The sequence below is a fragment of the Phycicoccus sp. Soil803 genome, from assembly GCF_001429685.1.
In the GTDB taxonomy this organism is placed as follows: domain Bacteria; phylum Actinomycetota; class Actinomycetes; order Actinomycetales; family Dermatophilaceae; genus Pedococcus.
Genome location: NZ_LMST01000001.1, coordinates 2,589,350 through 2,610,339, shown reverse-complemented (window position 1 = coordinate 2,610,339; position 20,990 = coordinate 2,589,350). Strand labels below are relative to the sequence as shown.

General features: G+C 69.4%; 18 protein-coding genes, 3 tRNA genes and 1 pseudogene. 11 read left to right on the top strand and 11 right to left on the bottom strand.

Features of this window, described 5'->3' with window-relative positions:
- Window positions 1-15: 15 nt before the first annotated feature.
- Complete coding sequence (locus tag ASG95_RS11995; protein WP_057377612.1) at window positions 16-1,662, bottom strand: acyl-CoA dehydrogenase family protein; 1,647 nt, start codon at window positions 1,660-1,662, stop codon at window positions 16-18.
- A gap of 32 nt (window positions 1,663-1,694) precedes the next feature.
- Here ASG95_RS11995 and ASG95_RS11990 point away from each other — a divergent pair, with 32 nt between their 5' ends.
- The 4 genes from ASG95_RS11990 (at window position 1,695) to ASG95_RS11975 (ending at window position 3,159) form a co-directional block, all read left to right on the top strand.
- A complete protein-coding gene (locus ASG95_RS11990; protein ID WP_235543813.1) occupies window positions 1,695-2,855 on the top strand; it encodes a YihY/virulence factor BrkB family protein in 1,161 nt (386 codons plus the stop codon).
- A 32-nt stretch (window positions 2,856-2,887) separates the two neighbouring features.
- Window positions 2,888-2,960, top strand: a tRNA-Gly gene (locus ASG95_RS11985).
- Window positions 2,961-2,982: 22 nt separating this feature from the next.
- Window positions 2,983-3,053 (top strand) — tRNA-Cys (locus tag ASG95_RS11980).
- Window positions 3,054-3,084: 31 nt separating this feature from the next.
- A tRNA-Val gene (locus ASG95_RS11975) sits at window positions 3,085-3,159 on the top strand.
- Between the two features lie 128 nt (window positions 3,160-3,287).
- Here ASG95_RS11975 and ASG95_RS11970 read toward each other — a convergent pair.
- Window positions 3,288-3,524 (bottom strand): hypothetical protein, encoded by a 237-nt coding sequence (locus tag ASG95_RS11970; protein ID WP_057377611.1) that lies wholly within the window; start codon window positions 3,522-3,524, stop codon window positions 3,288-3,290.
- Between the two features lie 946 nt (window positions 3,525-4,470).
- On the opposite strand from ASG95_RS11970, the gene ASG95_RS11965 reads away from it, so the two are divergent.
- Complete coding sequence (locus ASG95_RS11965; protein WP_082592540.1) at window positions 4,471-5,466, top strand: universal stress protein; 996 nt, start codon at window positions 4,471-4,473, stop codon at window positions 5,464-5,466.
- 104 nt (window positions 5,467-5,570) lie between these two features.
- Here ASG95_RS11965 and ASG95_RS11960 read toward each other — a convergent pair whose 3' ends face one another.
- Complete coding sequence (locus ASG95_RS11960; RefSeq protein WP_056920843.1) at window positions 5,571-6,554, bottom strand: universal stress protein; 984 nt, start codon at window positions 6,552-6,554, stop codon at window positions 5,571-5,573.
- A gap of 547 nt (window positions 6,555-7,101) precedes the next feature.
- Window positions 7,102-7,623 carry a dsRBD fold-containing protein gene (locus tag ASG95_RS22070; RefSeq protein WP_082593824.1) on the bottom strand — a complete coding sequence of 174 codons (522 nt, stop codon included), beginning with the start codon at window positions 7,621-7,623 and terminating at the stop codon, window positions 7,102-7,104.
- Between the two features lie 430 nt (window positions 7,624-8,053).
- On the opposite strand from ASG95_RS22070, the gene ASG95_RS11950 reads away from it, so the two are divergent.
- From ASG95_RS11950 to ASG95_RS21630, 3 genes are all read left to right on the top strand, one after another.
- Window positions 8,054-8,965, top strand: coding sequence for a universal stress protein (locus ASG95_RS11950; protein WP_057377609.1), 912 nt, complete (start codon window positions 8,054-8,056; stop codon window positions 8,963-8,965).
- A gap of 87 nt (window positions 8,966-9,052) precedes the next feature.
- On the top strand, window positions 9,053-9,319 hold the full coding sequence (locus ASG95_RS21345; RefSeq protein WP_369820377.1) for an SHOCT domain-containing protein: 267 nt from the start codon (window positions 9,053-9,055) through the stop codon (window positions 9,317-9,319).
- Between the two features lie 145 nt (window positions 9,320-9,464).
- Window positions 9,465-9,902, top strand: coding sequence for a pyridoxamine 5'-phosphate oxidase family protein (locus ASG95_RS21630; RefSeq protein WP_056920848.1), 438 nt, complete (start codon window positions 9,465-9,467; stop codon window positions 9,900-9,902).
- A 381-nt stretch (window positions 9,903-10,283) separates the two neighbouring features.
- Here ASG95_RS21630 and ASG95_RS11935 read toward each other — a convergent pair whose 3' ends face one another.
- From ASG95_RS11935 to ASG95_RS11920, 4 genes are all read right to left on the bottom strand, one after another.
- Window positions 10,284-12,692, bottom strand: a complete 2,409-nt coding sequence (locus ASG95_RS11935) for a heavy metal translocating P-type ATPase (RefSeq protein WP_255358328.1) — start codon at window positions 12,690-12,692, stop codon at window positions 10,284-10,286.
- Window positions 12,693-12,815: 123 nt separating this feature from the next.
- Window positions 12,816-13,388: a DUF305 domain-containing protein gene (locus tag ASG95_RS11930; protein WP_057377606.1), complete on the bottom strand. Its 573-nt coding sequence runs from the start codon at window positions 13,386-13,388 to the stop codon at window positions 12,816-12,818.
- A gap of 82 nt (window positions 13,389-13,470) precedes the next feature.
- Entirely contained in the window at window positions 13,471-13,926 is a 456-nt protein-coding gene (locus ASG95_RS11925; protein WP_057377605.1) for a hypothetical protein, read from the bottom strand.
- Window positions 13,927-14,197: 271 nt separating this feature from the next.
- The gene (locus ASG95_RS11920; protein WP_057377604.1) at window positions 14,198-14,710 is read right to left on the bottom strand and encodes a hypothetical protein; all 513 of its coding nucleotides are present in this window, start codon (window positions 14,708-14,710) and stop codon (window positions 14,198-14,200) included.
- Window positions 14,711-15,023: 313 nt separating this feature from the next.
- Between ASG95_RS11920 and ASG95_RS22425 the strand changes: the two are divergent.
- Window positions 15,024-15,422: pseudogene (locus ASG95_RS22425) on the top strand (hypothetical protein); the annotation flags it as partial.
- Window positions 15,419-15,820 (top strand): hypothetical protein, encoded by a 402-nt coding sequence (locus ASG95_RS11915; RefSeq protein WP_157581995.1) that lies wholly within the window; start codon window positions 15,419-15,421, stop codon window positions 15,818-15,820. The pseudogene ASG95_RS22425 and the gene ASG95_RS11915, both read left to right, overlap by 4 nt.
- A gap of 153 nt (window positions 15,821-15,973) precedes the next feature.
- On the opposite strand, the gene ASG95_RS11910 is transcribed toward ASG95_RS11915, so the two are convergent.
- Window positions 15,974-16,804: an ABC transporter permease gene (locus ASG95_RS11910; protein ID WP_057377602.1), complete on the bottom strand. Its 831-nt coding sequence runs from the start codon at window positions 16,802-16,804 to the stop codon at window positions 15,974-15,976.
- The gene (locus tag ASG95_RS11905) at window positions 16,801-17,703 is read right to left on the bottom strand and encodes an ATP-binding cassette domain-containing protein (RefSeq protein WP_200961910.1); all 903 of its coding nucleotides are present in this window, start codon (window positions 17,701-17,703) and stop codon (window positions 16,801-16,803) included. The genes ASG95_RS11910 and ASG95_RS11905 overlap by 4 nt, the downstream gene beginning before the upstream one ends.
- A 279-nt stretch (window positions 17,704-17,982) precedes the next feature.
- Here ASG95_RS11905 and ASG95_RS11900 point away from each other — a divergent pair, with 279 nt between their 5' ends.
- Window positions 17,983-19,938 (top strand): thiamine pyrophosphate-binding protein, encoded by a 1,956-nt coding sequence (locus tag ASG95_RS11900; RefSeq protein ID WP_057377600.1) that lies wholly within the window; start codon window positions 17,983-17,985, stop codon window positions 19,936-19,938.
- Between the two features lie 102 nt (window positions 19,939-20,040).
- On the opposite strand, the gene ASG95_RS11895 is transcribed toward ASG95_RS11900, so the two are convergent.
- On the bottom strand, window positions 20,041-20,985 hold the full coding sequence (locus ASG95_RS11895; RefSeq protein WP_057377599.1) for a S1C family serine protease: 945 nt from the start codon (window positions 20,983-20,985) through the stop codon (window positions 20,041-20,043).
- Window positions 20,986-20,990 lie beyond the last annotated feature (5 nt).

Here is a 20,990-nt window from a genome sequence, read left to right as displayed (position 1 = left end):
GACCCGTGACCTGCCCTAGGCGATGAACGCCCGGTCGACGATCGCCCGGGCGTGGGCGGCCGACAGGCCTGCGTCCAGGGTCCCGAAGGTCACGCCGTGCTGCCCCCCGAGGCGGCTGGCGACGAAGGCGTCGGCCACCTCCGTCGGGGCGTGGCGGGCGAGCAGGGCGGCCTGCAGGGTCACCGCGAGGTGCTCCACGACCTGGCGTGCCCCAGCCTCGGCACCCGGCTCCGCGGCATACCGGACGACGTCGTCGACGCGGGCGATGGCGGCGTCGAGGACGGCGCTGTGCCCGTGCGCCAGCGCGAGCTCCTTGCGGAACGCCTCGACCGACACGGGTTCGCGGGTGATCGCCCGCAGGACGTCGAGCGCGTTGACGTTGCCCGAGCCCTCCCAGATCGAGTTGAGCGGGGCCTCGCGGTAGAGGCGAGCCAGGCCGTTCTCCTCGACGTAACCGTTTCCGCCCAAGCACTCCAGCGCCTCGGCGACCATGGGCGCGGTGCGTTTGCAGACCCAGTACTTGCCCACGGCCACCCCCAGCCGCGAGAGCGCCGTGTCGCCCTCGTCCACCGCGTGGGCCAGGCGTAGTGCAAGTGTCGTCGCGGCCTCGACCTCGAGCGCCAGGTCGGCCAGGACGTTCTGCATCAGCGGCTGGTCGACGAGCAGCCCCCCGAAGGCCGAGCGGTGTCGGGCGTGGTGGACCGCCCGCACCAGCGCCGCGCGCATCGTGGATGCCGAGCCGAGGATGCAGTCGAGTCGGGTGGCCGCCACCATGTCGAGGATCGTGCGGATGCCGCGGCCCTCGTCGCCGACCCGCACACCCCAGGTGCCGTCGAGCTCGACCTCGGACGACGCGTTGGACCGGTTGCCGAGCTTGTCCTTGAGGCGTTGCAGCGCAAAGGAATTGCGCGTGCCGTCATCGAGAGCGCGGGGCACGAGGAAGCAGCCCACGCCTGCCTCGGTCTGGGCCAGCACGAGGAACCCGTCACTCATCGGTGCGGAGCAGAACCACTTGTGACCGGTCAGGCGGTACGTGTCGCCACCCTCCACGGGACCGCCCGGGGTGGCGACCGCCCGCGTGGTGTTGGCGCGCACGTCCGAGCCGCCCTGCTTCTCGGTCATGCCCATGCCCACGAGGGCGCCACGCTTCTGGTCGAGTGGCCGCAGCCCGAAGTCGTAGCTACGAGAGGCGAGCTGGGGGAGCCAGCGCTGCTGGAGGGCGGGGTTGGCTGCGAGAGCCGGCGCGGCGGCATACGTCATCGAGATGGGGCAGAGGTGACCCTGCTCGTTCTCGGACCAGGCGATGAAGCCCGCGGCGCGACGCACGTGCGCCCCGCTGCCGGACGGCTGCGTCCACGGCTCCGCGGTGAGCCCGGCGCCGACGCCGACATTCATCAGCTCGTGCCACGCCGGGTGGAAGTCCACCTCGTCGAGGCGTTCGCCGGTGGGGGAGTGGGTGCGCAGGACCGGCTCGTTCTCGTTGGCCTGCACCGCCCATTCGCGCGCCTGCGCGCTGCCGGCGCGGGCGCCCAGGGCGCAGACCTCGTCGTATGCCGCCTGGCCGGCCCAGCGCCGCAGGCCCTCGTCCAGCGCGGGCTGGGACGTGACGGTGTTGACGTCGGGGAGTGGGGGTACCTGGTTGGTCACGGCGTGGGTGGGCACGGGGGCACACTATGCCGGGATACCGTGACGGGGTGACTCCCAAGGCCCGGGTACGGCGCGCGTTGCTCCGCGTGCCCGGCGCCATGCCCGCGGCGAGGCTCACGGTGGAGACGATCCGGGTCTGCCTGCGCTACCGGGTGACCGGTCTGGCGTCGGAAGCCGGCTTCTTCATGTTGCTGTCGCTGCCGCCCCTGGTGCTCGGGCTGATCGGCGGGGTGGGGTACGTCGGCGGCTGGCTGGGTCAGGACATCGTCGACCAGGTCATCGACGGCATCCAGACGTTCTCGGAGCGCTTCCTGGTGGCCGACGTGGTCACCGGCACGATCCTGCCCACCGCCGACGACGTGCTCAAGAACGGCCGGGGCGACCTGATCTCGCTCGGCTTCCTGCTGTCGATCTGGTCGGGGTCGAGAGCCCTCAACGTCTTCGTCGACACCATCTCGATCATGTACGGACAGTCCGGGGTGCGGGGGATCGTCCGCACCAGGGCGCTGTCGCTGACCCTCTACTTCCTCTCGCTCGTCGTGGGGATCGTGGTGGTCCCGCTCGTGGTGATCGGCCCCTCGTGGCTCGGGGACCTGCTGCCCGAGGAGGTGCACTTCCTGACCTACCTGTACTGGCCGGTGGTGAGCGTCCTGGCTGTCGCCAGCATCGCGACGTTGTTCCACATCTCGACGCCCAAGCGGTCTCCCTGGCTGCGCGACGTGCCCGGTGCCGTCCTGACGCTGGTGATCTGGGTGCTGGCGTCGTTCGTGCTGCGCGGGACGATCACCGCGTCCGTCAAGGGCGGGACGTCGATCTACGGACCGCTGTCGACGCCGATCGTGCTGCTGATCTTCCTCTATGCCCTCGCGATCGCCGTGCTCATCGGTGCGGCACTCAACGCCGCCATCAGGGTCATGTGGCCGGTCGAGGACCGGCTCTCCCTGCGGGCCAAGGGCGTCGCCTGGGCCAGGGGCTGGCTGAAGCGGCGCAGGGCCGGCGGGGGGCCCGTGAACGCCCCACTCGACGCCACTGACACCCGCGCTGCGGGGCAGGACGAGCAGCTGTCGACGTCGGTGCAGGGGCTGCGCGACGAGGCCCGAAAGCCGCTCACACCGATGCCACGCAAGCCCGGAACCGACTCGGACGACACCCAATTTGGAGACGACGCCGATGATCGGATAATGTCTGCACGCACGCGCAGCGGGTGAAACACCCCGTTCAACACCAATAGCGCGTGTAAGCGGATGTAGCTCAGTTGGTAGAGCGCAACCTTGCCAAGGTTGAGGTCGCCGGTTCGAGCCCGGTCATCCGCTCGGAGGGTTTGACCGCCTTCACGGTGGAGTGGCCGAGAGGCGAGGCAGCGGCCTGCAAAGCCGCGTACACGGGTTCAAATCCCGTCTCCACCTCGACACGTACGAACCCGAAAAGCACCACCCGGGGCGATTGGCGCAGTGGTAGCGCGCTTCCTTGACACGGAAGAGGTCACTGGTTCAAACCCAGTATCGCCCACCATCGATGACGAAGGCCCTGACCCGCGCAAGTGCGGGTCAGGGCCTTCGTCATGGCGCGCCCGTCGACACCTCCGTCGCGCTCGGTCTGGCTTGCGTGCGAGGAGCCGGCTCCGACACAGGTGGGGGGCCTCATCCCAGGCTGAGGAGGAGCAGTCCGCCGACACACGCGGCGACGAGGCCGATGGTGGCCACGTAGAGCAGGGCTGAGGTTCCCACCACGCCTTCCCCCATCACGTCAGGCTCCCGCGAGAAGCGGTACATCACCACCAGTAGGGACGGCAGCAGCACGGCGTTGAGCACCTGGGTGAGCACCAGCACCGGAACGAGGGAGACGCCAGGCAGGAGGACGGCACCCGCCGTAGCCACCCCTGTGGATCGTCTGCAGCACCGGCCCCCTCGGCAGGCGTGACGCCTTGACGTCACCCTCCCCAAGCAGCATGCCCCTGACGGGGAAGCCGGCCGCCACGAGGAGCCTGCCGTCAGCCTCCTGACCCAACCGGGCGAAGGGCGGTCCGGAAACGTGCGTACATCAGCCTCGGCGACTTCTCGGACGCGAACGAATGCACCACCGATGAAAGACGCGAGCTGGTCCTGACCGACCGTGGCGCGGACGACCAGCGCGGGCTGCTCGGACAGCCTGACGGCCTCGACCTGGTACTCGGATGGCTTCGTCTCACCGGTCATGCGGCACTCGAGTGCTGCTCGGCTCAGTGAGCCAAGGGCTGCTCCATCACGAACGCCCCTGCCCGCTGGCCGTGGTGCGCGCCCAGGACTGAGGAGTCCGGGACGACCGACGCAGGCCCCGGACAGCACGGCGCGTCCGGGGTCCTGACGTCTGGCGAACTGCCGCGCGTCCGGGGATGACCAAGGGTCCCGGATACGACCGCACGAGGGTCCCGGGTACCACTGCAGGTCCATGGCGCCACCGCACTACAGGACCAGGTTCGGACCCGGTGAGGCAGCCAGCTCAAGCACCTGTGCTGCGGGGGCGTCGTCTCGAGCCGCAGCCCCAGCTGTCCCGCGTGAGCAGGAGGTCGCACGGAGGCGTCTCGAGCAGTGACGTGTCGATGCTGTTGGGCTGACCGCTTCGGGTCGGGTGGACTCCCAGGACGAGAACGTCATCGGGCTCTGGCAATTTCACTGTCCCGGTGACCGGTGGAGCGTCACAGGGACCAAGGGCCTGTCTTCGGGCTACAGCCGCCGCCCCGGTCGAGCTCATCACGTATTCGGGACCAAGGCCCCGGGTGCCCCCGCCGGACTCGCTCCATCGTGGTGGAACGGGACGTAGGCGTCCCGGGACGAAAGGATCGAGATGCCGCGCTCAAGCCCAGTCGTCGTCGGTTATGACGGTTCAGGACGTGCCCTCTCAGCTCTGAAGTGGGCCGCCCGCGAAGCCGGCGATCGCGGACTTCCCCTTCGGGTCGTCCGGGCCATTCCGTATGCCGCGGTGCTGGAGGCCGCTCCAGGGCTCGCCCCTGGGCACCGCACCACTCACGAGGACAAGGTGCTGGACGAGGGCATTCGGGTCGCGAACATGCTTCTGGATCCGGATCAGGTGAGTGGGGTGTCCATCCCCGGGCACCCGGCGGGCGTCCTCGCCGATGCCTCAGCCCATGCTGCCCTGGTCGTCGTCGGCCAGCGCGCACAGGACGGTCCCGTCTCCAGTGCTGTCGGTTCCACCTCGCTGGTCCTGGCTGACCGGGCGCCCTGTCCGGTCGCGGTTGCCCGGGGAGCCCTTGCGCCGGAGCGCTCCCTCCTACCCGTCGTCGTGGGGGTCACCGAGGATAAAGGCTCGCGTGCCGCCCTTGACTTCGCCGCAGAGACGGCCGAGCTCCGGGATGTGCCGCTGACCATCGTGTCGGCTTGGTCGCTTCCTCCGACCCGAGAGTGGGCCCGGAGCTCGCCCGACTTCGACACCGTCGCTCAGGTGGCCCGCCACCTCAAGGCGCGGGCCGCAGCCGTTGCCGAGGCGAGCAAGATCTACGTCCACCGGCACCATCCCGCGGTGGCAACGCGGACCGAGGTCGAGCCCCTCGACGCAGCAACGGCGCTCGAGATCGCCTCCCACCGAGCCGGTCTGCTGGTGGTCGGGGCCACAGGCGGTCGCGGACCGGGTTCTGGTGGACGGTCCGGTGACGCAGGACGAACCTGGTTGCCCGGGCGGGGCCAAGTCGCACGGGCAGTCCTGGGTCGCGCCGCCTGCCCGGTGGTGGTCGTACCCGTGCGCACCGCCACTGCGGACGAGGCAGGAGCCTCGTCGCACGAGGTGGACACCGACGCCACTGATAGCGCTCCGACCAGCGTCTAGTAGCACTCCGGCCAACGTCGCCAACAGGTCTGGTCCAGGGTGGCTCGGCGGCGGCGGTGCACCGTGGCAGGGGCGAAGGTCCTCCATCGGCGTCACCGTGCTTCTCAGAGGCGTTCGCGCACTGGGGGCACCGGAAGGTGGAACTCGCGGCGGCGGTGCGAGGTCCCGGCCGTTTGGGTCGAGGTCTGGTCCGAGGCCGAGACGACTGCTACTGGGCAGTGCGCGTCGTGGAGGACCCGCTGCGAGACCGAACCGAGGACCAATCCCTTGGCACTCCCGCGGCCCCGGGTGCCCAGCACGAGGAGCGCGGCGTTCTCGCTCTGCCGTGCAAGCTCTGCCACGGGGTGGCCCCGCACCACGTGCCGACACACGTCCACCGTGGGGAACTCGCTGGCATAGCCCGCCACCGCCTCGGCCACAAGGGCGCGTTCCTGCTCATCGGCCTGCTGCCAGTCCACCGACCACGCCAGCGCTGCTGCCGTCGCGTCGACGTCGAGGTCCCACGTGTGCACGACGGTGACCCCCAGCTGCTGGCGCTCGGCTGCCTCGAACGCGAAGCGGAGGGCTGCCGCGGAGTCGGCAGAACCGTCCACGCCGACGATCACCCGCATCTCGGAGAGAGACCTGCTGGGTGCCTCGTGAACCACGACGACCGGACTGTGCGCGCGCGGCGCGACGTACGACGAGACCGATCCCATGAGCAGCCCGCGTACCCTGCCCACCCCGCGAGCACCGACGACGACCAAGGCAGCCGAAGACGATGCCTCGACGATGGCTGCCCCGGGATCGTCGGGCACGACCCTCGCAGCGACCTCGAGCGTGGGGTGGCCGGCGCGAGCGCGCTCGACCGCGGCCGCGGCAGTCTCCTCGGCTGCGGCGTGGATCGCGCTCGACGGCTGGGGTGGCACCGGCCCACCGGGTCCAGCCGAGCGAGCCGCGGGGTAGTCAGGCGAGTAGGCCTGGAGTACCACCAGCGGGGCCCGACGCCGGTCTGCCTCGGCGGCTGCCCAGTCGAGTGCGAGCTCTGCGTGCGGCGAGCCATCGACACCGACCACGACGGGTTGGCGACTGTCTTCGTGGGCGTTCATGGCTTCTCCCTAGTACGACCACCTGGTGCAACCAGACTCCCCAGCAGTCACACCATGGGACAGGGCCCTTGGTCCCGGGGCGCAGCTCAGACCGAACGAACTCCGAGCACGCGGGTGACGGCCATGGCGGCGACGCCGGAGGGGCCCGCCACCAGTCAGGCCAGGGCGCCGACCGGAACGGTCTCGAGGAGCTGGCGAACGGGCGCGACGAGGCTTGCCGAGACGAGCATCGCCCCGCCAGCGCCAAGAGCGGGAGCAAGGGGTCCGAGCGCAGGTCACCCACCCCGCCCCGTCGTGGGGTGCGCAGGCCCCACGCGACGCCCAGTTGGCCCGTCCCGAGCGCCAGCAGGGCGGCCGTCGCGCGAACCCGGCGGACTCACTGCTGTCGCGACCAGGGCTTGCCCCGTGAGGAATCTGTCCCTGAGTGCCGTGCGCCAGCCTCAGTTGGCCTCGGAGGTTGTCAGCCCGTCCAGCACGGATCCGTCGGTGAGCGAGTTGAGCGCTCGGTTTCCGGGCGACGAATTGGGCTGCACACGGACTCACGTCATCAACGCGCCCGGAGGCTCACGTCGTGCTCGCCGGTGATCCCTTCGATGTCGTCGGCCGCCGTCTCCAGCAGCTGGTCGGCAAGACGTCGCAGGGCCCGGGCCACCGCAACCTCGTCACCGATCTCAGGGACGGCGCGGTCGTGGCCGCTGCGGTGGCTACGGCCGTGTGCCGTCAGGTGCTCGGGCGAGTCGGACAGCAGCACCACGGTGGCTTCGGCGTCGTCGTCCGAGCCCAGGATCGACACGCGAACCTCCCAGTCACGCACGCGTGGATGTGCTCCGGTCCGATGGGGCTGAGAACTCGTGGGCCTGGGCTCGGCTGCACCCTCGGGGTCGTGCGATGTGACCCGCAGTATCGAACCGGGTCCGGGGTACAGCAGCCCCTCGTGGCCGTCGCTCCAGCGGACGACGTACGGAGGCTCCCCGTCGTCCCCACGGGCCTCGAGCACCTCGCCGTCACGCAGAGGGCCGTCGATGTTGGGTGCGGCGAGGATGATGCGATCTCCGGGCTTTGCTCTCATGGTCTCCTCCAGAAGGTCTTGGCCATTCAAGGCTCCTCCCACCGGGCGTCGGGCGGTAGGTCCAAGGTCCCGGCGTCCGCGACATCCGGCCTCGGGGAGTCGTGCCGGAGGTGGTGGACAGGACCAATGCCCCTGTCCGCCGCCGGCAGGGCCGAGGACAGTGGGGGCGAGCTACCGCCGTCGGCCAGGACGCGGGCAGGATGGACAGGGGCAGCACCGTGACCAGCTCGGCAGGATCAGCGATCCCGGCTCGGATGCCCGCGTGGGAGGTCACTGGTCAAGCGGGCCGACTGTGCGCGCTCGGCGGGACGTCGTTGAGCAGGGACTTTCGGCCCTCACCCAGCGGGGTGGGGAGCCGCATGCTCTCACCGGGGCAATGGCAGGTCGGGAGTTCCGCGAGCCAGCCGGCCCCTAGCTCAGGAGGAACGTCATGGTCGACCAGTCAGAGCACCGCCTGGCCAAGGGAATTGTCGTCGGGTATGACGACTCCCCGGGCTCCATCGCGGCCCTGGAATGGGCTGCGATCACGGCAAATCGGTGGGGCGCGACCCTCACGGTGATGCACAGTGTCGACCTTGCGGCGGCACCCATGGAGCCGGCCTACGACGTGGCTCGGCTTCCGGACAGCCTCGGCGAGGCGGGCCGCGAGCTCCTCGGTGATGGGGTCGCTCGGGCCCGGCAGCTGATGACCCAGCCCTCGGAGGTGGCCGGCTTGTTGGCCCTCGGCTCCCCGGCCGCCGAGCTCGTCAACGCGTCCAAGGATGCCGACCTCGTCGTGACCGGCAGTCGTGGACGGGGCCCGTTTGCGGCCGGGCTGCTGGGCTCGGTCGCTTACGCGGTCACGGCGCACGCTGCCTGTCCAGCCGTAGTGGTGCACCCGGAGCGTCCGGTCCAACCGGGTCACGACCATCCCGTCGTCGTGGGCGTTGACGAGTCGCAGGCGTCGGAGAGTGCTCTGGACCTCGCGGCCGAGATGGCAGCCATCTCCGACGCTGCCCTGCACATCGTGCACGTGGCCCACGGCTCCTTCTCGCCAGACGCCCAGGCCTACGTCGAGAGCGCCCTCGCCGGCACCGAGCACACGAAGGCGGTGCGCGCGCACGCGGAGGACCTGGTCGGTCGTGCTGCTCGCCGGGCTCAGGCGACCTTCGCGAACCTGCCCATCGAGACGGAAGTCTTGTACGGCAGCGCAGGGCACGTGCTGAGCCCGCTGGGTGCACACGCGGGACTCATCGTTGTGGGCACCCGAGGACACGGCGGGTTCGCGGGGCTGCTGCTCGGCTCGGTCAGCCACACCGTCATCCACGAGTCGTCATGTCCCGTCGTGGTCGTGCGCGGCTGACAGGCGGCAGATCCTTCGGGACCTTTGGCACAGCCCACGGGAACCAGCCCATGCAACGCTGACAGCCTGGAACAACAACCCGACGAGGTGAGCCTGATGATGGACTGGGTGGACGGGGAAACCAGCTTGATGATGATCGTCGTCATGGTGGTTCTGACCATTCTGCTGGTGGTCGGTCTCGTGGTGGGGATCAATGCTCTGTATCCCTCTGCGGGACAGGGCGATCGCACACCTCCTGCGCAGAATGGGCCACCTCGCACGGCAGCGGAGGAAGAGCTTGAGCTGCGGTACGCGCGCGGGGAGATCGACGCAGAGACGCTCGCCCGGCAGCGAGCAGTGCTGCGCCAACGATGAGACCTCCGTCCGCGAACTGCCCGCGGGACTCCGCGAGGCTCGCCGAGCTGCGGTGGCTACGGAACATTTGCCCCGAATCGGCGGGGCGGCACGTCGACCGCCACAGCCATCTTCACCGCACCGACGTAATGAACAGAGTCTGGTCATGACCCCACCACAGGACGAGAAACCCCACACCGGCAATTTCGCTGAATTGTCGGAGACCGAGTGCGAGGAGCTCCTGACGCACCACGCGGCCGGCCGAGTCGGTTTCATGGCGGGTGAGGGGCCGCAGATCTTGCCAGTGACCTATCAATACCGTGCCGGCAGAGTGATCTTCCGTACGTCCCCCAATGGCCCTCTGGCTGGGCTCGTCCGGCGAACCAGTGTCGCCTTCGAGATCGACGCAATTGATGAGCAGAACAAGTCCGGCTGGAGCGTTCTCGTTCTCGGATTCGCTGAAGCGATGACACACGACCAGCTCCTCGCATCGGCCTGGGAGACCGGACCGGTGCCCTGGGCGGACGGAGCTCGCAACCTCTTCATTGAGATCGAGCCGCGTAAGATCAGCGGCCGCGCGGTGACGTCAGCCACCCGCGGCTGACCCCACCGACGTGCCGCCGCTGCAACGCGCTTCTGAGCCGGACGTGCTGGCGCTGGTCACCTCGCGGCGCTGTGAAGGTTGCAGGTGATGCGCGAGTTGACGCCACGCAGAGGTCCTAGTCCGGGTGACGGGGAACGCGAGGCTCCCCGCGCCTCTTCCCCTGAATCCCTCCGGCGCGGGGCTCCTCTTCCCGAGGTGAGTGTGCGCCTGAGCCGGACCCGCTGCAATGGTCAGTACTAGGCATGTACCCCCTCCCTGGCCAGTGCGAGAATGAATCGCGTGTGCCGCTGCTCCGGGGTGCCGGTCGCGAACAGGACGGCCGGGTCGGCCGGAGGAGACTCCCATGGGTGAGGCTGAGGACAGCGCGGTGGTTCGTGCGGGTCACAGGTGTTGGGCACGCAGTCGCAGGGCATTGTCGATGACGCTGACGGAGGACAGGGCCATCGCGGCGGCAGCGATCATCGGCGACAGAAGTAGCCCGAAGGTGGGGTAGAGGACCCCGGCGGCGATCGGGATTCCTGCGACGTTGTACATGAATGCGAACACGAGGTTCTGGCGGATGTTGCCCATCGTGGCTTGGGACAGCTTCCTGGCGCGGACGATGCCGGTCAGGTCGCCCTTGAGCAGCGTGATGCCCGCGCTCTCGATGGCCACGTCGGTGCCGGAACCCATGGCGATGCCCACGTCCGCCGCAGCCAGAGCTGGGGCGTCGTTCACGCCGTCGCCCGCCATCGCGACCACGCGTCCTTCGCCGCGGAGCCGCTTGACGACGTCCGCCTTGTGGTCCGGCATCACCTCCGCCTCGACCCGGTCGATGCCAAGCCTGCGGGCGACCGCTTCCGCGGTGACGCGATTGTCCCCGGTGAGCATGACCACGTCGATTCCTTCCTCGCGCAGCGCCTTCACCGCGGACGGCGTGGTCTCCTTGACTGGGTCGGCGATCGCGACGATCCCGGCAACCTGGTCGTCGACGCTCGCGAAGATCACCGTGGCACCATCCTCGCGCAACCGGTCAGCCTGCCTCATCAGGCCGCTCGGGTCGAGACCTTCACCGGACAGGAACCTGGCGCTGCCGACCCGCACCCGGCGCTGGTTCACGGTCCCGACGACGCCCCTGCCGACCGGCGCGTCGAAGTCGGTCACATCCGGCACGGTCAACCCGGCATCGGTGGTGGCGTTGACGATCGCCGCGGCGAGCGAGTGTTCGGAGGCGCGTTCGACCCCGGCGACGAGCCGGAGCAGCTCGTCGCGGTCGAAACCGGACGCGGTGACGACCTGCGTGACGGAGGGTTTGCCCTCGGTGAGGGTGCCGGTCTTGTCCACGACGAGCGTGTCGACCTTCTCCATCCGTTCAAGCGCCTCGGCGTTCTTGACCAGGACCCCGAGCCCCGCGCCGCGGCCGACGCCGACCATGATCGACATGGGGGTCGCGAGCCCGAGTGCACACGGGCAGGCGATGATCAGGACGGCCACGGCCACCACGAGGGCGTGGGCCAGTCGCGGGTCCGGTCCGACCGTGGCCCACACGGTGAACGCGATGATCGCGATGACGATGACTGTGGGCACGAACCAGGCGGCCACCCGGTCCGCGACCCGCTGGATCGGTGCGCGAGAGCGTTGCGCGTCGGCGACCATCTGCACGATCCGGGCCAGCATGGTGTCCCGGCCGACCTTCTCGGCCCGCACCACCAGCGACCCGGACCGGTTGATCGTCCCCCCGATCACCGTGTCGCCCACGGTCTTGGTCACCGGCATCGACTCACCCGTCACCAGCGACTCATCCAAGGTGGACCGGCCCTCCTCGACGGCCCCGTCCACCGGAACCTTCTCACCCGGCCGGACCCGGAACCGGTCACCAACACCGACCCTGTCCAAGGTGACCTCCTCCTCGTTCCCGTCCACGTCGATCCGCCACGCGGTATCCGGGGTCAGGTCGAGCAGGGCCCGGATCGCCCCAGAGGTCTGCTCCCTGGCCTGCAGCTCCAGCACCTGCCCGAGCAGCACGAGAGTGGTGATGACCGACGCGGCCTCGAAGTACACATCGACCGCACCATCCATCCGGAACGCGTCTGGGAAGATCCCCGGTGCGACGGTGGCGACCACGCTGAACAGCCACGCGACACCGGTGCCCATCGCGATGAGCGTGAACATGTTCAGCTTCATGGTGCGGACTGAGGTCCAGCCGCGCTGGAAGAACGGCCACCCGCCCCACAGCACCACCGGTGTCGCCAGAGCCAATTGAACCCACGCCGAGGCCCTTGGGGAGATGACGTCGTGGATCGCCGGGATCAGGTCCCCACCCATCCCGAGGATGACCACAGGGAACGAGAGGGCGACCCCGACCCAGAACCGGCGCCTCATTTGCGCCAGTTCCGGGCTGGGACCGCTGTCCGCGGTCACCATCACGGGTTCGAGAGCCATCCCACAGATCGGGCACGACCCCGGACCGGGGCGCCGGATCTCCGGATGCATCGGGCAGGTCCACTCCGCGACCTCACCGGCGCGAACGGCAGCCGCGCCAGCAGGGGATTCCCCGTGCCCGGCAGGGTCGTGCCCGGCCTGGTCGTGCCCGCCGTGGTCGTGCCGGGCATGGTCGTGACCGGCGTCGAGGGACACGTAGTTCTGCGGGGCGGCGTCGAACTTCGCCTGGCAGTGCCCTGAGCAGAAGTAGTAGTTCTGCCCGTCGTGGTCGGAGCGGTACTCGCTCGTTGCCGGGTCGACGTCCATCCCGCAGACAGGGTCCTTCACCACGGTGTGCGCTACGGGCGCGAGGTCAGCGTGCGCGTTCATATCGTTCATAATACCCCCCAGGGGTATGTACTCAACGGGTGGGAGTTGTCGCCGCACTGGCGCGCGACGGGCCGAAGGCCCGGTCGGCCGCGTCCATAGGCAGCAGCCGACCGAGCTGGCAGGTCAGGACTTCAGAAGGTCTTTCATCACGGCGATCTCGGCCGTCTGATCCGCCTCGATCTTCTTAGCGAGGGCGATCGCGTCGGGATTCTTGCCGTCGGCCTGTTCCGTCTTCGCCATCTCGACCGCACCCTCGTGGTGCTCGATCATCATGGTCAGGAACATCCGGTCGAACGCAGCTCCGTCAGAGGAGTCGAGCGACATCATGTCGGCGTTGGTCATCATGCCGGGCATCCCGTCAGAGCCGTGGTTCATCCCGCCCATGCTGCCGCCGGAGGGCACGTCCTTGCCCCAGGCTTTGAGCCAAACCGACATCGTCTTGATCTCCGGTCCCTGAGCCGCCTCGATCTTGGCGGCCAGGTCCTTCACCTCAGCAGTCGAGGCGTGCGAGGCGGCCATCTTTGCCATCTCCACTGCCTGCTCGTGATGAGGAATCATCGACTGCGCGAACGTCACGTCCGCGTCGTTGAACTCACTACTCGAACTACTGCTGCCGTTGCCTGCGTCATTTCCGCACGCGGTCAAAGCCAGCGCTGCCACCAGGGCCAGCGCGAGCACACCAATAAATCGCTTCATCACGGGTCGTCCAATCAGGTCTATACGAATGTGGGCATGCAGAAACCGCGGACCACCGCCTCCTGGGCGGGTCCGCTGGGGATCAGCAGCGCCGAATCGACAGATTGATCAAAGACGGCGGATCGGGGTCCCGACCATGGGGCCCAGGCGCGCGAGCTGGGGCACTCACCAGCCGGTAGAGCGGAAGGGCAGGCGCGTTCCCCAGCATCCGCAGGAGAACGGTCAGCGCCAGAGCCAGAACGGCCATGCACATCTCCGCCATACCCGAGTCCATGCTCGACGCCCCAGCGGAGACCACGGCACCCATCGCTTCTAAGGGAGCCGCGATCCCATGCGCGGCAGCCGCCATCAGGTCCTGGCCGGCGGCCAGCGGCGCAGAGGCCGGAGCATGCGTCGCGACCGCGTGCACGGACGGGTCCATCCCCCCGCCGTGGCTGTTCATGCCATGCATCGCGACAATCCCCACCAGGAGGACGAGCAGGCCAACGAACCACAGCGCGCGCCGCGCCGCAGTCCCAGACCGACCCAGAGTGCTCATTGCTCCCCAGTGTAAGCAGGACCCCGGGCGGGCAACCCAGGGCTATCGTCCCGTTCACCCCCGAACCCGGTCGAGACCTCGGCCCACTCATTCATGCTTGTGCCCCCATCGTCGGGTGAACCACTGACCTCAAGAAGCGAGAGCAGGGGCGCCGCGGTTCCGTGGAACATCGGGACGAGGGCACGTGGGGCCCGATTGAAACTTCCGGATCACCTTCTGGATCTCGTCGTGGTGAATCAACTGGACAGTCGCGGGGAAGGGAGGTCACAACTCAGTCGAGTGCCTCGCAGACGGCTTGCCTCACCGCGTCACCGGCCTTGGGGGTGGCGCTGATCGGGCCGGTCGCGAAGTCGAGCTCGTCGTGTCCGACGTGCGTCACGAGGCGCCGATTGTCGATCTCGACGTACTCGAACAGCCCGGAGCGCGTGACGGCATAGGGCGCCCCACTCGAGTCGAGCGACAGGGTCAGGTTGAAGTCTCCGCCGCGCACGATCGAGCGCGAGGTGTCGGCAGAGGAGTAGAAGTGGCCGATGTAGTGGACGTGGCGGACCTCGCGGTCTGGCCACCGGGCGACGCTTCGCTGGACGTCGAAGTCGACGAGGAGGACGAAGTCGCCGCAGCTCCCGGCATTGTCACCGAAGGCCTGGTAGTCGGCGACAGCGTCGGCGAGGGTGTAGCTGAAGGACGTCTCGAAGTGCTCTGGGCCGCTGGCAGAGGCTGGGGCGGCCACCGCCAGGGCGAGTGGGAGGAGCGCCAGGGTCACGGCGGATCGGGTGGGGGACATCGAACTCTCCTTTCAAGGGATGTACATGCATCAGCGCACGGAGGTCGAGACTCGCTCGACTGGTGGCCCATGGCGGCGGACTCACCTGACTGGCCGGAGGCGCCCTGCCTGCGTTCCGCCCAGAGGTCGAGCCGAGAACTGGGTTGGCAGCCAGAGTGCGAGCCCGTGGCATCCGGCAGTGTTGGTGCGAGCGGTGATCGGCTTCTTCACAGCAGCTGCCTTTCGAGGTTCTTCCAGACTCCTCGTGGCTTCCGGCGGTCGCATCGGTTGATTGGCTTAGTACCTCCGGGCCTGTCGACGTGGGACCGACAATGCGCAGCAGATGCTGGACGAGGCGCAGGCGATGGTGCGCACGGCTGGCTCGTCGAACGTCGAGCTGGTCGCCGACGACCTGTTCGCCAGCGCCTTGCCCGAGGCGGGGTTCGACCTGGTGCACGCGCGGTTCCAGCTCGCGCCGCTGGGCAGGATGGCCGAGCAGGTTGCGGCCCACCGCCGGCTCCTCGCGCCCGGCGGCATACTCGTGCTCGAGGACCCTGACACGCGAGGCAGGGCTCGCGCCCGAGGTGCGCGCCGAGGTCGTCGCGCTCGAACCCGGACACCCGTATCTGCGGCTCCCTCGTGCATAGCCCGCGTGAGCCATTGTCGGCTCCGTTGGTGCGGCAAGAGACTTGCTTATCGGTGTGTCAACCGGAGAAGGGCGGAGACATCATGAAGAAGACAATTCTCTCAATAGCGGCAGGCGGGATCTTCGCGTGCGTCAGCGCGATGCTCGCACCGCCGGCGTGGGCGGCCAGCGGAGGACTGGCCGATACGTGGACCTCTGTGGACGCGGACGGAAGCACCCAGACACTGAGCATTACCGGATCCGGCGGCCAGGCCTATGCGATCGTCTACGACGACGAGTCAGCCACAGGCGCCTGCAGCGGCGCCCCTGCCCGGATCGTCGGCCCGGGCTTCGTGGACGGCAACGACGTCGTCATGGAAGGCACGCTTGTCTGCCTGCCTGGCGGGAACCCGTTCCGGTCGCGGCTGGCGATCGGCTTCAGCTACGACGCCGGCACCGACACCCTCACGGACTCCTTTGGAATCGTCTGGCATCGAGCGGGGTGACTCGAGCGGTTGCGGACGGACGTTGGGGGAGTGGTTCGTGCTCAGAGGGGATGCCCATGGTCGTCAGCGGACGGTGCGAAAGTCGTAGAAGAACGGCCCCTGACCTGCGAAAGCGCGGGTAGGGGCCGTTCGCGTGGGGAGGATCGCCCAAGGTCACTTCACCTCGGCGCGTCGGACGACGAACAAACCGACCGCCATCGGCAACAGAAACCACACCACACCGGAGGCGGCGAGGTGCTGCCACTGTTGGCTGGTGAGGGTGCCTTCGAACAGGGGTCGCTGGGCGTAGCTGTAGTCGACCCAGGGCTGTACGTCGGCGAACCACCTCTGGTTTGCGGCCATCAGGCCCAGCAGCGGTGGCAGGACGAGGGTGTAGACGAAGTACGTCACGATCGCCCCCGCCGAGTTCCGGATCACCAAGCCCAGCATGAACCCGAACAGCATGCCGAGGACGCTGCCGAGGACGATCAGCGCGAAGTGGGCGGCGGAGACGTTCCAGACCGGATCCACGCCCGCGACGGCACTCCCGAGGAGGGTGCCGAGGACACCGACGACGAGGGCGACGAACATCGACACGACTCCCACGGTCGTGGCTGCGAGGAACTTGGCGTGGAGCACCCGACCGCGATGCGGCACGAGGGTGAAGGTCGTCAGGCCGCTGCGCTGGCTCCACTCGCTCGTCACCGCCAGGATCCCGATCATGGGCAGGATCACCGTCATCGGCGCCCCGATGGCTGCGGCGAAGTTGTCGAAGGTCAGCTGGTCGTCCGGGGCGAACACGATGATGGCTGCGGTGGCGAGGACGTTGGTGATGACCAGGCTGGCCATCAGCCAGAAGCCGGAACGCGTATTGAACATCTTGCGCAGCTCGACCCCGATGATGCGGGTGAGGGGGATCCGCGGCTGCGGCCTGCGGGTGCGACCGACGACCGCGTCCGGCTGCGAGGTCGCCGGGGCCGAGGGCGTGAGGACGGTGGTGGTCATGCTGCTGCTCCTTCGCGCTGAGTGTCTGCGGTGAGCTCAAGGAACATCTCCTCGAGCCCGGCCCCTTCGGCGGCGCGGAGCTCGGTGAGCACCACATGCGCGTCCAGTGCGATCTGGCCGACCTGGTCTGGGGAGGCCTCGGTGCGCACGCTGCCGTCAGGGTGTGCGGTAATGCTCAGCCCGGCGGACTCCATCGCCCGTGCGAGTGCCGCCGCATCGCGGGCGCGGACGATGGTGCCGGCGGCTGCCAACAGGTCGGACTTGGTGCCCTGCGCCACGAGTCGTCCGTTGCCGATCACCACGAGGTCGTCGGCGACCACCTCGATCTCGTGCAGGAGGTGGGAGGACAGGAGGACGGTGCCGCCCTGGTCGGCGAACCCACGCAGGAGGTCGCGCATCCACCGGATGCCGGCGGGGTCGAGGCCGTTGGCCGGCTCGTCGAGGATGAGCACGCCGGGATCGCCGAGAAGGGCGGTCCCGATACCGAGGCGCTGCCGCATCCCCAGGGAGTAGTCCCGGACGCGCCGGTCGGCCTCGTGGGAGGTGAGGCTCACCAGGTCGAGCATCTCCTGGACCCGGTTCCTGGGAAGGCCCATCGTCCGCTGGGCCAGGGTGAGGATCTCGCGACCGGTCCGGCCGGCGTGCTGGGCGGAGGCATCCAGGAGGACGCCCACCTCCGTGCCGGGGTTGGGGAGGTCGGTGAACCGGCGTCCGTCGACCATGACGGTGCCAGAGGTGGCGGGCGTGAGCCCGACGATGATGCGCATCGTCGTCGACTTGCCTGCGCCGTTGGGGCCGAGGAAGCCGGTCACCCGACCGGTGGCCGCGGTGAACGAGACGTCGTCGACGGCGGTCATCCCGCGGCCATACTTCTTGGTGAGTGATTCTACGGTGATCATGTCGAGCATCGTGGCCCGGGCGGCGGCACGGCCACATCGGGGAGAGGCCGGATGCTCCCCCTGAGCCGACCCTGATGCCGTCTCAGGGTGCCGGACCTCGGGTGCCGAGGAACTGCGCCCACGGAGACGGTGCGCGGCGGGTCCCCCGCGCGGACAGGGCGTCACGGATCGCCGCCTGCGGCTTCATCGTTGCGAGAAGCGGCTCGGCGGCCGTTTTCGTGGCTGGCTCCAAGGTGTGTACTGAGCCGGTATCGGTTCGCGCGGGCCCGAGGAGCGTCCATGGACAGCACCACGACGTCATGGCACGAGGTGCCACCGCAGGACGTGCCCGACGAGGGCAGGGTGCGAAGTGTCACCGTCGACGGGCGCTCGATCGCACTCACCCGATGTGGGGGACATCTCGGGGCGCTGGAGAACCACTGCCCCCACCAGGGCGGCCCACTCGGCGAGGGGTCGATCGAGGGCGGGCTGCTCCGCTGCCCCTGGCACGGCTACGACTACGACCCGATCACCGGCGCACCTCCGGGGGAGCTGGCCGACCACCTGGACGACCGGGTCGCCGCCTATGAGGTCGAAGAAGGCCCCGGCGGCGTCCAGGTGCGGCTGCCCGACCGGTTGGCGCCTGGCCGCACGGTCGCCGACGTGCTCGTCGAAACCCTTGTCGCCCATGGCATCGACACCGTCTTCGGGATGGTCGGCCACTCGAACCTGGGGTTTGCCGATGCCCTCCGGCATGCCGAGGAGCGTGGTGAGCTGAGATTCGTCGGCATCCGGCACGAGGGCGCGGCGGCGTTCGCGGCAAGCGCGTACGGCAAGCTCACCGGACGGCCCGCGGCGTGCTTCGCCATCGCCGGGCCGGGGTCCACGAACCTGCTGACCGGTCTGTACGACGCCAAGCTCGACGGCGCACCCGTCGTGGCCATCTCGGGACAGGTCCCGTCCAGGGTGCTGGGCCGCGGGGCCTTCCAGGACCTCGACCTGAGCGCGGTGTTCCGTGACGTGGCGATCTCGACGACCACCGTGCAGGCGGGCAGCGACCACGCCGAGCTGGCCGCGCTAGCGGTCAAGCACGCCCGCGACGGCCGCGGCGTCGCGCACCTCGTGCTGCCCGATGAGGTGCAGGCGCAGCCCTCGTCAGCACCAGCGGGGTCCCCGGACGGTCGCTACTCCCACAGCCCCGTTGGCCCGGAGCCGGACGCACTCGCGAGGGCCGCCGAGCTCGTCGCGTCGGCGGTGCGCCCGGTCCTCGTTGTAGGGCACGGCGCTCGCGGCGCCGGGCGCGAGGTGATCGCGCTGGGCGAGCAGCTCGGCGCGCCGGTGCTCACCACCTTCAAGGCCAAGGGCCTGGTCCCGGACACCCACCCGCTGGGCGCGGGCGTCCTCGGACGCAGCGGCACGCCAGTCGCGAGCTGGCTGATGAACGAGGCCGACCTGCTCGTCGTGGTCGGAGCCTCCTTCTCCAACCACACGGGCATCGCGCCGTGGCAGCGGATCGTGCAGATCGACGACACTCCCACCGCGATCGGACGCTTCGACGCGGTCACCGCCGACCTGCTCGGCGATGCGGCCGTCGCGGTCCCAGCCCTTGCTGAGGCGGTGCGGGTGGCCGGGGCGCGGGCCCAGGACCAGCGCGACGACGTGGCTGCGCGGTGGGCGATCTGGCGGGCCGAGAAGGCCCGCCGGGTGGCCGACGACCGCGGTCGCGGTGTGTCGGCGGCCGCGGTCTTCGCCGCGCTCTCCGAACACCTCCCGGTCGATGCCGTGGTGGCCGTCGACGTCGGCAACCACGCCTACTCGCTCGGCCGCTACCTCGAGTCCAAGGGCCAACCGGTGCTGATGTCGGGCTACCTCGGCTCGATCGGCTTCGGCTACCCGGCGGCGATGGGTGCCTGGGCCGCCGACCCCACGCGGCCGGTCGTCGCGGTCACCGGCGACGGAGGCTTCGGCCAGTACGCCATGGAGCTGACGACGGCGGTGCACCACGGCATACCCGTCAAGCACGTGCTGCTCAACAACAACTCGCTCGGCAAGATCAGCAAGGAGCAGCTGGCGGCCGACTACCCGGTGTGGCACACCTCGCTGACCAATCCGGACTGGGCCGCGTATGCCGCGCTGTGCGGCGCCCGCGGAATCCGCGTCACCCAGCGCGGGGAGCTCGATGCGGCGATGGTCGAGCTGTTCGCCACCGAGGGTCCGGTCCTGTTGTGTGTGGAGCAGGACCCTGAGCTCTTGTGAGCCACCCTCGCGCCACGCGCGAGGTGAATGGACTCGGACGGAACGCGTGTCCTCGAGAGGCTGCCCGGCTGCCCGGCTGCCCGGCTGCCCGCGGGCGCGTCTTCAGTCCGGTAGCTCGCTCGGCAGCACCACTGCATCGACGAGGGCGCCGTTGCGGATGACGGTGACCTCCATGCGCCGACCGATCGCATCGGCGAACAGGCGCTTCTGCAGCGACTGGGCGTCGCCCAGGGGGGCGCCGTCGATCGCGAGCACCAGGTCGCCGGCGAGCAAGCCACTCTTGGCGGCGGGGCTGCTCTCGACCACCTCGACCAGGCGCAGTGCGCCGCGCTGTCCGTAGCGCTCGGACTGGGCGGGCGTGAGTCGGGCGGGGGTGCTCACCATGCCGAGGTACGCACGCCGCACGCGCCCGTCGTGCATCAGGGCGTGGATGATCTGGTGCGTCGTGGCGTTGATGGGCACCGCCATCCCGAGGCCGATCCCTGCGACAGCGGTGTTGATCCCCACGACCCGGCCTCGGCTGTCGGCCAGGGCTCCGCCGGAGTTGCCCGGGTTGAGGGCGGCATCGGTCTGGATGACGTCCTCGATCAGGCGCGCCGTCGTGCGGGTGCGCACCGGCATGCTGCGCCCGAGGGCACTCACGACACCTGCGGTGACCGTCCCGGAAAGGCCCAGCGGGTTGCCGACGGCCACCACGAGTGAGCCCACGAGTAGTGAGCTCGCGTCGCCGAACTCGGGGGGTGCTGGCACGTCGCGATCAGCTCGGATGACGGCAAGGTCTGACAACGGGTCGCGGCCCACGACCTCGAAGCGAGCCTCCGTGCCATCGGCGAACTCGGCACTTCCCCCTCTGGCATCGCCGACCACGTGGGCATTGGTGACCAAGTGCGCTTCCCTGGTCAGGACCACGGCCGATCCCGTGGACTCCCCGCGGCGCGACCGGATCCGCAGGGCGGCAACCTTGGGCGTCAGCTCCGCCGCGACGGAGGTGACGATCGCCGAGTAGGCGTCCAGGGCGGCCGACTCTGCCGCCGGGTCAGTGCTCACGCCTG

Coding starts and splice junctions, on each gene's coding strand:
- ASG95_RS11900 (WP_057377600.1), top strand. CDS start 17,983: ATGGACAGCACCACGACGTCATGGCACGAGGTGCCACCGCAGGACGTG.
- ASG95_RS11935 (WP_255358328.1), bottom strand. CDS start 12,692: ATGAACGCGCACGCTGACCTCGCGCCCGTAGCGCACACCGTGGTGAAG.
- ASG95_RS22070 (WP_082593824.1), bottom strand. CDS start 7,623: ATGAGAGCAAAGCCCGGAGATCGCATCATCCTCGCCGCACCCAACATC.
- ASG95_RS11965 (WP_082592540.1), top strand. CDS start 4,471: ATGCCGCGCTCAAGCCCAGTCGTCGTCGGTTATGACGGTTCAGGACGT.
- ASG95_RS11920 (WP_057377604.1), bottom strand. CDS start 14,710: ATGTCCCCCACCCGATCCGCCGTGACCCTGGCGCTCCTCCCACTCGCC.
- ASG95_RS11930 (WP_057377606.1), bottom strand. CDS start 13,388: ATGAAGCGATTTATTGGTGTGCTCGCGCTGGCCCTGGTGGCAGCGCTG.
- ASG95_RS21630 (WP_056920848.1), top strand. CDS start 9,465: ATGACCCCACCACAGGACGAGAAACCCCACACCGGCAATTTCGCTGAA.
- ASG95_RS11925 (WP_057377605.1), bottom strand. CDS start 13,926: ATGAGCACTCTGGGTCGGTCTGGGACTGCGGCGCGGCGCGCGCTGTGG.
- ASG95_RS11960 (WP_056920843.1), bottom strand. CDS start 6,554: ATGAACGCCCACGAAGACAGTCGCCAACCCGTCGTGGTCGGTGTCGAT.
- ASG95_RS11915 (WP_157581995.1), top strand. CDS start 15,419: ATGAAGAAGACAATTCTCTCAATAGCGGCAGGCGGGATCTTCGCGTGC.
- ASG95_RS11905 (WP_200961910.1), bottom strand. CDS start 17,703: ATGATCACCGTAGAATCACTCACCAAGAAGTATGGCCGCGGGATGACC.
- ASG95_RS11910 (WP_057377602.1), bottom strand. CDS start 16,804: ATGACCACCACCGTCCTCACGCCCTCGGCCCCGGCGACCTCGCAGCCG.
- ASG95_RS11950 (WP_057377609.1), top strand. CDS start 8,054: ATGGTCGACCAGTCAGAGCACCGCCTGGCCAAGGGAATTGTCGTCGGG.